Source organism: Henriciella sp. (assembly GCF_049649345.1).
GTDB lineage: Bacteria > Pseudomonadota > Alphaproteobacteria > Caulobacterales > Hyphomonadaceae > Henriciella.
The window spans coordinates 1-10904 of the sequence record NZ_JBARZC010000585.1; the positions used below are offsets into that span (position 1 = coordinate 1).

General features: G+C 61.6%; 11 protein-coding genes. 5 read left to right on the top strand and 6 right to left on the bottom strand.

All coding sequences use genetic code 11. The features are described 5' to 3' along the window. On the top strand, positions 1–878 hold an 878-nt coding region (locus WA989_RS16135; RefSeq protein WP_424341502.1), incomplete at its 5' end, for an acyltransferase family protein. Here the strand turns inward: WA989_RS16135 and ispG are convergent. After that, entirely contained in the window at positions 879–2015 is a 1137-nt protein-coding gene (gene ispG, locus WA989_RS16140; protein ID WP_424341503.1) for a flavodoxin-dependent (E)-4-hydroxy-3-methylbut-2-enyl-diphosphate synthase, read from the bottom strand. A gap of 198 nt (positions 2016–2213) precedes the next feature. On the opposite strand from ispG, the gene WA989_RS16145 reads away from it, so the two are divergent. Together WA989_RS16145 and WA989_RS16150 are read left to right on the top strand one after the other, a co-directional pair. Beyond that, on the top strand, positions 2214–2780 hold the full coding sequence (locus WA989_RS16145; RefSeq protein WP_424341504.1) for a TadE/TadG family type IV pilus assembly protein: 567 nt from the start codon (positions 2214–2216) through the stop codon (positions 2778–2780). A gap of 4 nt (positions 2781–2784) precedes the next feature. After that, the gene (locus tag WA989_RS16150; RefSeq protein WP_424341505.1) at positions 2785–3330 is read left to right on the top strand and encodes a TadE/TadG family type IV pilus assembly protein; all 546 of its coding nucleotides are present in this window, start codon (positions 2785–2787) and stop codon (positions 3328–3330) included. Positions 3331–3341: 11 nt separating this feature from the next. On the opposite strand, the gene WA989_RS16155 is transcribed toward WA989_RS16150, so the two are convergent. From WA989_RS16155 to WA989_RS16170, 4 genes are all read right to left on the bottom strand, one after another. Continuing rightward, positions 3342–4835: an MFS transporter gene (locus WA989_RS16155; RefSeq protein ID WP_424341506.1), complete on the bottom strand. Its 1494-nt coding sequence runs from the start codon at positions 4833–4835 to the stop codon at positions 3342–3344. A gap of 105 nt (positions 4836–4940) precedes the next feature. Further along, on the bottom strand, positions 4941–5723 hold the full coding sequence (locus tag WA989_RS16160) for a tyrosine-protein phosphatase (RefSeq protein WP_424341507.1): 783 nt from the start codon (positions 5721–5723) through the stop codon (positions 4941–4943). Between the two features lie 79 nt (positions 5724–5802). Then, the gene (locus WA989_RS16165; protein WP_424341508.1) at positions 5803–7254 is read right to left on the bottom strand and encodes an AMP nucleosidase; all 1452 of its coding nucleotides are present in this window, start codon (positions 7252–7254) and stop codon (positions 5803–5805) included. Positions 7255–7284: 30 nt separating this feature from the next. Then, positions 7285–9066: a hypothetical protein gene (locus WA989_RS16170; RefSeq protein WP_424341509.1), complete on the bottom strand. Its 1782-nt coding sequence runs from the start codon at positions 9064–9066 to the stop codon at positions 7285–7287. 89 nt (positions 9067–9155) lie between these two features. On the opposite strand from WA989_RS16170, the gene WA989_RS16175 reads away from it, so the two are divergent. Together WA989_RS16175 and WA989_RS16180 are read left to right on the top strand one after the other, a co-directional pair. Beyond that, positions 9156–10136, top strand: a complete 981-nt coding sequence (locus WA989_RS16175; RefSeq protein ID WP_424341510.1) for a glycosyltransferase — start codon at positions 9156–9158, stop codon at positions 10134–10136. Continuing rightward, positions 10136–10531: a GtrA family protein gene (locus WA989_RS16180; protein WP_424341511.1), complete on the top strand. Its 396-nt coding sequence runs from the start codon at positions 10136–10138 to the stop codon at positions 10529–10531. Before WA989_RS16175 ends, WA989_RS16180 begins: the two co-directional genes overlap by 1 nt. Here WA989_RS16180 and WA989_RS16185 read toward each other — a convergent pair. Continuing rightward, on the bottom strand, positions 10528–10800 hold the full coding sequence (locus WA989_RS16185; RefSeq protein WP_424341512.1) for a hypothetical protein: 273 nt from the start codon (positions 10798–10800) through the stop codon (positions 10528–10530). The two genes, WA989_RS16180 and WA989_RS16185, sit on opposite strands and share 4 nt — an antisense overlap. Positions 10801–10904 lie beyond the last annotated feature (104 nt).

Genomic DNA, 10904 nt, shown 5'->3' on the forward strand with positions numbered 1-10904 from the left:
GGCTACAGCTGGTCGAGAGCGGCGAATTTGAAGGCGGGTTCGGGGCGTTCTACCCGCACTATCTCAACCCGGCGTCCGATTTCTCGATCATCACGCCGACCTGGAACCACCTCTGGTATGTCGTATACCTGCTGCCCTACACGCTGATCCTGCTTGCCATCGCAGGGCCGGTAACGCGCTTCATGAGGGGTCAGGGCGCGCGTCTCACGAAGCGTGTGTTTGGCGGCCGGTTCGGCCCTCTCAGGGCGCTCGGCCTGCCTGTCCTGCCGCACATCCTGATCCGTCTCACCCTCGATCCTCACTTCCCGACAACGCACAATTTCGTCTGGGACTGGGCCAATCATGCGCACAGCTTCACCATGGTGCTGACGGGCTTCCTGCTCGCAAAGGACGCTGCGTTCTGGGGCGCGATCAGGCGGGCGCTCCCGGCGGCGCTGGCACTGTCGATCGGGCTTGGTGCTGTCCTGACAGCCCTCTGGACGAACTGGGAGACGCTGCAGGCAACCGGCGACTGGGACTGGGTAATCTGGCCGGCCCGGATGGCGCGTATCATCTATGCCTGGACCGTCATTGCCGCCCTGCTCGGCCTCGCGCAGCGCTACCTGAACCGTCCAAGCCGCGCGCTCACCTACATGACTGAAGCGATCTTCCCCTGGTACATCCTGCACCAGACGCTCATCGTGATGGCGGGCTTCTGGCTGACCCGGCAGGGGCTCGATGCGTGGAGCGAATTCGCACTGGTGGTGATTGCAACCGTCGGCGGGTGCGCGCTGCTGCACGAATGTTTCATCCGGCGTGTCGGTTGGCTAAGGCCATGGTTCGGCCTGAAGCCAGTGTCTCACCAAGCCGCGCCGCTTCAGCCGTTAGCCGCCAAATAGCTACTCTGCCGCGACAGTCTCTTCGGCTTCGCGTTCGGCGCGGAGCCGTTCGGCCTTCTGCTCGACGAGGTCAACGATGTGCTCGACCATGTCGGCGTTGGAGACATTGTGGTCCGCACGGCCGGAGACGAACATCTTGCCGCTTTCCTTGCCGCCGCCAGTAAAGCCGAGATCGGTCAGCGCCGCCTCGCCAGGGCCGTTCACGACACAGCCAATGATGGACAGTGAGATCGGTTCTGAAATATGGGCGAGGCGCTGCTCAAGAATTTCGACCGTCTTGATGACATCGAAACCCTGGCGCGCGCAGGAGGGGCACGCGACGATGTTCACGCCGCGTGTCCTGAGGCCGAGCGATTTCAGCATCTCATAGCCGACTTTCACTTCCTCGATGGGGTCAGCCGAGAGCGAGACGCGGATCGTGTCGCCGATGCCCATCCAGAGCAGATTGCCCATGCCGATGGAGGATTTGACCGTCCCGGTGCGAAGGCCGCCCGCCTCGGTGATGCCGAGGTGCAGCGGCGCGTCGGTGGCTTCGGCGAGTTGCTGATAGGCTGCCACGGTGAGGAACATGTCCGAGGCCTTGACCGAAATCTTGTACTCATAAAAGCCGAGATCATCGAGAATGCGCGCATGATCGAGCGCGCTTTCCACCATGGCTTCAGGGCAGGGCTCGCCATACTTTTCAAGCAGGTGGCGCTCGAGCGAGCCGCCATTCACACCGATCCGCATCGAACAGCCATTGGCCCGCGCCGCAGCGACGACTTCCTTGACGCGGTCATGGCTGCCGATATTGCCGGGATTGATGCGGAGGCAGGCGGCGCCGGCATCGGCGGCCTCGATGCCACGCTTATAGTGAAAGTGGATGTCCGCAACGATCGGAACCGGGCTTTCGCGGCAGATTTCCGGCATGGCCGCAGTCGATTCAACCGTTGGGCAGGAGACGCGTACAATGTCCGCGCCTGCTTCGGCGGCGCGCTGGATCTGTTCGATCGTGGCCTTTGCGTCTTCTGTCGGCGTGTTCGTCATGGTCTGCACCGCAATCGGTGCATCGCCGCCGACGTCCACGCTGCCAACGCGAATCTTGCGGGACTTGCGACGTTCAATTGACCGCCAGGGTCTGACTGGATTGTGGCTCATGCCGACACCTCTCGTCTGCACTCATATCATGTGGCGGTACATCATGGCGAGGTAAAGGCCACGACGACATGCTCGATTGTTTTGATACCAGCCAAACCTCTGAAATAGATGAAATTTCATCAATCGCCTGAACGGGCCTTAAACGACACTCTGTTAACCGTCAGTCCGAGAAAACAGCGCCAAGGCGCAATACGGTTTATGGCTGAGCAGATTTTCCCCGGCGTCCTGGCGCCCATTTATCTTCGCAAGCTCAAACAGTGGGCGGATGACAGGCGCGGTGTGGCTGCGGTCGAATTCGCCATGATCGCGGCCCCGTTTTTCTTCCTGATTTTCGGGCTGCTGGAGATCTGCGTGATCTTTATCATGTCTGCTGTCCTCGAGCATGGCATCAACGAAGCGGCCCGCGGCATCCGGACTGGCCAGTTGCAGAGTCTCGAAGAGTTCGACCGGGATGGCTTCGAAGAGATCATCTGCGCCGAGATTTTCGACATGTTCGAATGCAAAGGTAAAATCCAGATCGACGTGAAGACGTTTGATGATTTTGCAGGCACGAGCAATCCCAGCCCGATTGATGGCGATGGCAAGCTCGACATTACCGGCTTCGAATTCGAACCGGGCGATGCAAACGATATTGTCGTGGTGCGGGTCTTCTATGAGTGGGAACTACTCACGCCGGTTCTCAGTGCGCCGCTGGCCAATCTGACGGGCAATAAGCGCCTGCTTCAGGCCACTGTCGTGTTCCGCAACGAACCGTTCGGAGACTGATGCAATGACCCTGATGATCAAACGCCTCCGCCAGTACCGCCATGCCAATCGGGGTATCTCGGCGGTCGAGTTCGCGCTGATTGCGCCGCTCATGCTTCTCATTTATTTCGCCTGTATCGAGCTGTCCTTCATGATGATACTCGACCGCAAGGTGACCAGCTCAACTGCCGCGCTGGGCGACCTCGTCGCGCGCGCCTCGACCATTTCCGATGATGACCTCGATGATATTTTCGAAGCCACGCGGATGATCTTCCAGCCCAATCCGATTGACGATGCACGCATGCGCATATCGAGCATCTATGACGATGATGGCGTCTACAAAGTGGCCTGGAGCGATGCCCAGCACCTGGCGCCATATGCCGAAGATACGGTGATGACTGTGCCGGACGATATCATTCCTGAAAACGGATCGGTGATCCTCGCTGAGATCGAATACGACTATGAATCGACACTCGGTTATCTCTTCACGACAAAGAAAACGCTGAGCGACCAATTCTATCTCCGCCCGCGCCGGACCGACCATGTCGCCCGGATTCGCGACGACGACTGAACCGCGACGAGCTAGGCTTCAGCCGATCCTTCCACGGCAGGGTGCTTGGGCGAATGGACGGTCGTCAGTACCAGCAGTCCCAGCAGGAACAGCACGCCGATCGCGCTCATGCCGATCCGCTGGTCACCCGACCAGTCGGTGAACAGCTCGACCAGGAGCGGGCCGAGCCAGACCGTCACCGTCCCGGCAATCGCATACAGCCCGAAAAATTCGCCGACGCGGTTGGCCGGCGCGAGATGCACCAGTAGCGACCGGCTCGACGAGATGCTGGCCGTTGCCGTGACCGCGATGAAGGCGGCCGAGCTCAGATAGACCAGGTCCGACAGCGTGTTGAAGACAGGCCCGTCCCAGATCTCGAAGCCGGGGATGAGGCCGAAGAAAATAGCGTCCGGCGTAATCGATAGCTGGAAGGCCAGCGTGGCCAGCATGCCGAGGATTTCCACCATCAGGGCGCGTTTGGGGCCGAGCAGCCCGTCCAGCCAGCCGCCGACGAGGCCCCCGCCAAAAGCGAAGAATGAGGCGAGGATGGCATAGGCTGACAGCTCGACCACATTCCATTGCAGGTACAGCCCGATATAGACCCCGCCAAGCGCCAGAAGCGCGGCCATGCCGTCGGCATAGAGCATACGCGCGCCGAGATATTTCAGGATTTCCTTATTGTCAGACGCCTTCCGGATCGTATTGGCCAGGCCGCCTGCGCCATCCTTGACCGCCTTCAGCCAGCTTGCGCCCTTCGTGCCGCCATCCTCGGCGTACAAAAAGAACGGGATCGCAAAAATGATCAGCCAGACCGCACAGAGCGGGCCGACCAGTCTCTGATGCTCGCCGCCTGCTACATCAACCCCGAACAGGGGCGCGCTGAACGGCCACCCGACCAGCGCCGGCATGGCAAAGGCGAGTACGATGGACAGCATCATCAGCGCGCCTGCAAGATTGCCGAGCGCCAGCCCCAGGCCTGAAATCGCGGGCAGGGCGCTGGCGCGTCCATTCTGGTTCAGCATCGCATTGTGGGTCACCTCGGAATAAGTGTAGCCGACCGAGGCCAGGACGAGGGCGGCCATGCCCATCCAGATCGGCAGACCTTCATCGCCCGGTCTCACCCACCAGAGGGAGACGGACATGACGGCGATCATGCCGAGAAAGACGACGAGGAGCGGCTTTCGCCTGCCGCCGCGGTCGAGCGCTGCGCCGAGGAGCGGGGCGGTGAAGGCTGCGATGAAACCGGCATATTTGACCAGCGAAGAGATGGTCGCCTGCCCTTCGGCATTGGCCGCCCGGCGTGCCGTTTCCGCGTCCATGCCGGCGAGCGCACCGCTGGCGACCAGATTCTGCCCGATAATCCCCGCGAAATAGGGCGCGAACACGTAGATGATGACCAGGATATAGTAGGGATTGCGGGCCCATTCGAACACTGCCCAGGCAAATCCGCGGCGGTCCAAGGCCCCGCCAAGATCAATCGTCGGTGGAACAAGCGGCTCTGCTGGCGCGGGCGTGACGGTGGTCATATAGGCTCTCCCCTACGCGCTCTTTGATGGCGCTTTGGGGTCAGCCTCCAACAAAACCGGAGAGAGGGAAAGCCCCCGCGCGCTGTGCCGCAGCGGAAAGCTGGATCAGGTGAGCAGTGTCTCTCGAATGGTCTCTCGCTTGGCCGCGTCAACGCCGAGCGTCTCGTTCAGATAGGCATCCAGCGATCCGGACCTCTCCTTGATCGAGGCCAGCGCCGCCTCAAGGAACTGGCGTTCGACGCCGAGAAACGGGCGATAGACCTCGTCGTCATAAGTCTTGCCGAGCATGGAATTGAAATAGTCGCGCGCTTCGGGCAGGCGCTCATCGGCCCGGGCGGCTGAATTGGTCAGCTCATAGTCCAGGAAGATATCGTCCGTGGAGACGCCGAGCACATGATGGGTCAGCGCGCAGAGAATGCCGGTCCTGTCCTTGCCGGCCGCGCAATTTACGAGAACGGCGTCTTCGTCCGGTAATGTGGCAAGCCGGTCGAACCAGGCGGTATAGGTCGGCACCAGCGACTGGCGGTAGGGCGCCTCGACATAATAATCGCGCATCCAGCCCTTGGCGGCGTCCGCGTCGGCTTCAATCTGTTTCAGGAAATTGACGTGCGGGGCTTCGGTCTCGCGGCCATGGTCGGAGAACAGTTTCTCAACACCATGAACCGGCCATTTATCGCCATGACGCTCGCGCTCATCAGGGCGGCGCAAATCGGCCTGGACCTTGATCCCGAGAAGCTCGATCCCGGTCAGGTCCTGATCGGTCGCCTCACCGAAATGACCCGACCGGAACAGTTTTCCAGGCTTGATGCGCGCGCCATCGACGCCCTCATAGCCGCCAAAATCACGAAAGTTGCGGACCCCTTCAAAGGGTTTGACTCTGTCTTTCATGCGTTCTGCGCTCCTGACGTCCGGTTTGCTGGCTTGTGTCTTGAGCTAGGCCGCCACACACCGCACGTCCACCCGCACCCTAGCGGAAAGGCGGCTCGTCGAAGGCGCGTAGCTTGCGCGAATGCAGGGCGGCGCCGCCATCGCGGGCCAGCCGTTCCAGCGTCTCAATGCCGATCCGGATATGCTCGCCGATCGCGCGCTCATAAAAGCGGTTGGCCGCACCCGGCAGCTTGATCTCGCCATGCAGCGGCTTGTCGGAGACGCAGAGCAGCACGCCATAAGGCACGCGCAGACGATAGCCATTTGCGGCTATGGTCGCGCTTTCCATATCGATGCCGATGGCGCGCGACTGGTTGAAGCGGCGGGCCTGCTCGGTAAAGCGCAGCTCCCAGTTACGATCATCCGTCGTGACCACTGTGCCGGTGCGCAGGCGCTTCTTCAGCGCATCGCCCTTCTCGCCGGTGACATCGGCCGCGGCCTGCTGCAGCGCGATCTGGACTTCGGCAATCGGCGGGACCGGGATGTCCGGTGGCAGGACGCCGTCGAGTACATGATCATCGCGCAGATAAGCGTGAGCGAGAACATAGTCCCCGATCTGCTGGGAATGGCGAAGGCCGCCGCAATGGCCGACCATCAGCCAGCACTCGGGCCGTAGCACGGCGAGGTGATCGGTAATCGTCTTCGCATTGGATGGGCCGACGCCGATATTGACCAGCGTAATGCCGGTCCTGTCGTCGGCCATGAGGTGATAGGCCGGCATCTGGAAGCGCCGCCAGGGCGCCGCATCGATCGCCGCCTTGGCTTCAGGCGTCTCGCCGTCGACGAGGAGGCCACCGGCAACAGAGAGGCTGGTATAGCGCGAGCCCTTTTGTAGCTGTTCGACGCCCCAGTCGCAGAAGGCGTCGACATAGCGGTGATAATTGGTGAACAGAACATAGCGCTGCATATGCTCCACTGGCGTGCCGGTATAATGCGCGAGGCGCTTCAGCGAGTAATCTGTGCGCGGCCCGTCGAACAGAGCGAGCGGACGGGTGGACCCTGGCTCATAGAGTTCGCCGTCTGCCACCTCGTCGCCAATGGCCGAGAGGGTCGGCGAGGGGAACCAGCGGGCAAGTTCTGCCGGGTTGACCTCGTCCAGCCCCTGGGCTTCCGCCTGGTCCCAGACATAGGCGTAGGGGATTTCCGATCCGGACGGTTTGACTTCCACCTCCACCGGATAGTCGCGCATCAGCGGGCGCAGCTGTTCGATCAGATAAGGCCGGAAATAGTCCGGCCGTGTAATCGTCGCCATATATGTGCCGGGCTCTGACATCTTCCCGAAGGCGCGCGAAATGGGCGGCGGCGGGCCTTCAGGGTCATAGCGCACGATCAGCGCCGGATAGCAGAACGAGCGCGCCGTGCGGGTTTCAAGCTTCGGCGGCGTGCCATCGTTGAGATAGCGTTCAAGGCTAGATGTGAGCGCGTGGACGGCGTCTGCGTAAAGCTTCTCCAGCGCGTCCACGACTTTTTCGGGTGTATCCAGTTTCGACATGCCCCCCATTGTCGCAAAGCGCGGGGAACGTCAATTCCGGCCGAAGTCTATGGTGTAAATGACAGGGCCTTCCTCGCCTTCAGGCGGTTCTGTCAGCGGGGTCAGCCAGGCAGGCAGATTGCCCGCCTCAAGCTCTGCTGCGAAGCCCTCCGGCGAGCGTTCGGCATAGGTTTCAAGCTCGCTGAGGCCCGGGCAGTAGAGAAGATGCGTGGCGCCTGTCATGGCGATCTTCTCGCGCGCTGTCGCCGTCGCTCCACCGAAGACCGACAGGGTCATCTCGATGGAGGAGGGGTTGCGGTGATAGGGCGCCGAGCTTGCATAATGGCGCGTGTGATAGATCAGCGGCGCACCGAGATCGATCGGGTTGAAGATGATGATGCGCGGGGCTGCCGCAATCGACTGGAAGGCCGATGACGACTTGCAGTCGACAGGGTCTTCGGTCTCGGGCGGACCGCTCATCAGCATTTTCGGTGTTCGCCAGATGCCAGGCGACAGCAAGAGAACGCCTGCAAACAGGGCCAGCGCTTTTCCAGAGCCGCGCGTTTTCAGCCAGTCGGAGAACAGATAGCCGATCAGCCACCCGGCCGAGATGGAGGCGGCCGCGTGGGCCAGCGCCGCGCCGCGAACCTGCCAGGCGGCCAGGCAAAACCCGGTGAGGCAAAGCACCAGGACACAGCCTCGCGCAAACCGCTCTCCCGGTTTTGCGAGCGCCACCGAAATGGCAGCTGCGACGGTGCCTGCCAGCGCAAAGCCATAAGAGAAAATCCCGGCGCCGGTATCATAGGTCATCACCGTCGTCAGGCTGCGCGCTTCGGAGACAACACTCAGCCAGCCAGACTGCACGTCGCCCGAGAGGCGCGCATAGGGATCCCCGAGACAGGAGGGATTGATCACGATAAAACTGAAGGCGGTTACGGCACCGGCAATCACCATCGCCGCCACGCGGGCTTTCCAGTCCTTTATGCCGGGCATGATCGTACCGATCGCCGACAGGCCGGTTCCGGCGACGAGAAGCGCGACAAAGTGCGATTGGCCGAACGCATCGCAGACATCGCGTACGCCGCCCGCCCCCGGCGCGTCAAAGACATAGGTGACCAGTCCGGCGACGATCAGCGCTGCGCCAAAGGCCCGGAGGCGGGGGCCTTCGCTTTCGCCCCTGAAAACCCAGGCGGCGCCAAAGCCGGCAATCGTCAGAAGCGCTGCAGGCAAGTTCTCGATCGCAACGGTCAGCATCAGGGCCACGCACAGGGCTGCGCCAAGGCCCGAGCGGATCAGCTTCTCCTCGTTCAGCAGACAGACAAGCGCCGTGAGCGTCAGGGTCAGGCCGAGCCCATGGTGATCGATACGGCCCGGCATGAAGCTGGCAATGGCGGCAGAGGTCGTGAAGAAGAACATGGCGGCGATCTGGCCGCTCAGCGGCGCGCCCAGCCGGCGCAGGCAGACGCTAATCGCGGCGAGGATCGCCACAAGCTGCAAGGCTGGCCAGAGTATGATGGCGATGGCTTCGGCCATTGCGCGCCCGACAATCGGCTGGGCAATCCAGACCACGCCGGCGAGAAAGAGGTCCGGCACGCGCGACCAGTGCATCGCGCCGCCTTCGGGCGTCAGCAAGCGGTCCTGGCTGACATCGTACCAGCCATTTGCGCCCATGATCAGATCACGCACCTGCTGCATGCGCATCATGTCGTCGCTGCCGGGCAAGTCTCCGCCAAGAGCAGGGCCTGCCTTGAGCATGGTGAAAATCAGAGCCGCGCACCCGAATAGCAGCAAGGGCCAGACGGGCATCTTGGCATGGTGCTGTCTCACATCCATTCGCGGTCCCTTAAAAACTTACCTCGGCGTAACTCTGCGTTCACCACAACACGGTATGGCCTGATAGTAGTTACTGAAAGGCTGACTGGATGAGTAGCGTATCTCACGGGGCATTTAATCCGGGTCAACAAAACGCGCCGGCGGAGGTGCGGATTGCGGTTGTCCTGCCGTGCTATAATGAAGCGGCGACGATTGCCGCCGTCATTGACAGCTTTCGCCAGTCCCTGCCTGCGGCAGACATCTACGTCTTCGACAATAATTCGACCGATGCCACGGCAGATATTGCGCGGCGCGCCGGCGCGATCGTGCGCACCGAGACCCGCCAGGGCAAAGGCTATGTCGTGCGGCGTATCTTTGCTGATGTGGAGGCCGACATCTATGTCATGGCCGATGGCGACGGCACGTATGATGCCTCGCTCGCGCCGACCCTGATCGAGCTGATGAAGCGCAACCATGTCGATATGGTCGTCGGCACGCGCGCCGATGTCACAAGAGATGCCGGCCGCGGCGGCCACGCCTTCGGCAACAAGATATTCAACAAGCTGTTCAATCTGATGTTCGGCCGCCAGTTTACCGACATCTTTTCAGGCTACCGCGTCTTCTCGCGCCGGTTCGTCAAATCCTTTCCGGCTGTTTCCGGCGGGTTCGAGATCGAGACGGAAATGTCGGTCCATTCCTGCCAGATCGGCGTGCCGACACTCGAGCGCCCGACGCCCTATGGCGTGCGTCCGGACGATTCAGCCTCCAAGCTCAAGACCTTCCGGGACGGCTTCCGCATCCTCGGCATGTTTGTCACGCTTGCAAAGGAAACCCGGCCTGCCGCGTTCTTCGGGGCCATCGGTCTTTTGATGACGCTTGCTGCGCTTGTTCTTTCGGCGCCGCTGGCGATCACCTATCTCCAGACCGGCCTGGTGCCCCGTTTTCCGACGGCCATTCTGGCCATGGGACTGGTGCTGATCGGCACGGTGGCCGCCGTTTGCGGGCTCATCCTGGACAGCCTGGCCCGTGCGCGGGTCGAGGCGAAACGCTCTGTTTTCCTGTCCTATCCGGCGGCTGACTGGTCGCAGTGATGGTGCATGGCGGCCTTGCCAAGCTCGTCCGCTTTGGAGCCGTCGGAGCCCTCGGCTTCCTCGTCGATGCAGGGGTTCTGGCACTGCTCATCAGCCTTGGAAGTGGTCCGTTCCTGGCGCGTATCATCTCGATTGCGCTGGCCATGTTTGTCACCTGGCGGCTCAACCGCAGCCTGACATTTGGCGCGAGCGAAGATGGGCAGGCGCGCGAAGCGGGGCGTTATTTTGGTGTCGCGATCGCCGTCGCGCTATTGAATTATGCGATCTATTCAGGCCTGCTCCTGACTTTCCCCGCCTGCCCGCCTGTGCTGGCGACAGCTATTTCGACGGCGATCTGCACGGCAGTTTCCTTCCTCGGATATGGAAAATACGCCTTCCGGCCCGGAAAGGGTTAGAGACCGCTCGCCTGCAACACCAGAAATGCGATACCGTAGACCTGCAGCCCCACCAGAACGAGGCCTGCGGCAAAGGCGAGGAAGAAGCGCAGCCAGTCGTGCCGCTGGCTGAGCGCCAGAAACCCGGCGCCAAGCCCGCCGACCAGCGTCGACAGCGTCAGCGGATCTGTTCGCCCGAGGCCGATAAGCGAGTCGAGCACATAGATCACAAAGGGCGCGCAGATCAGGGCCGCGCCAATGATCATCAGACTGATATCAATTCGTTTCATGGCCCCCTCTAACGCTTTGCGACATGACTTGCTCCACCTGGAGGATTTGCGCCGCCGAACAATTGGTCTAGACCCAAGACAAACCCATGGAGCTGCGTCAATTG

Coding starts and splice junctions, on each gene's coding strand:
- WA989_RS16170 (WP_424341509.1), bottom strand. CDS start 9,066: ATGGATGTGAGACAGCACCATGCCAAGATGCCCGTCTGGCCCTTGCTG.
- WA989_RS16165 (WP_424341508.1), bottom strand. CDS start 7,254: ATGTCGAAACTGGATACACCCGAAAAAGTCGTGGACGCGCTGGAGAAG.
- ispG (WP_424341503.1), bottom strand. CDS start 2,015: ATGAGCCACAATCCAGTCAGACCCTGGCGGTCAATTGAACGTCGCAAG.
- WA989_RS16185 (WP_424341512.1), bottom strand. CDS start 10,800: ATGAAACGAATTGATATCAGTCTGATGATCATTGGCGCGGCCCTGATC.
- WA989_RS16180 (WP_424341511.1), top strand. CDS start 10,136: ATGGTGCATGGCGGCCTTGCCAAGCTCGTCCGCTTTGGAGCCGTCGGA.
- WA989_RS16145 (WP_424341504.1), top strand. CDS start 2,214: ATGGCTGAGCAGATTTTCCCCGGCGTCCTGGCGCCCATTTATCTTCGC.
- WA989_RS16155 (WP_424341506.1), bottom strand. CDS start 4,835: ATGACCACCGTCACGCCCGCGCCAGCAGAGCCGCTTGTTCCACCGACG.
- WA989_RS16160 (WP_424341507.1), bottom strand. CDS start 5,723: ATGAAAGACAGAGTCAAACCCTTTGAAGGGGTCCGCAACTTTCGTGAT.
- WA989_RS16175 (WP_424341510.1), top strand. CDS start 9,156: ATGAGTAGCGTATCTCACGGGGCATTTAATCCGGGTCAACAAAACGCG.
- WA989_RS16150 (WP_424341505.1), top strand. CDS start 2,785: ATGACCCTGATGATCAAACGCCTCCGCCAGTACCGCCATGCCAATCGG.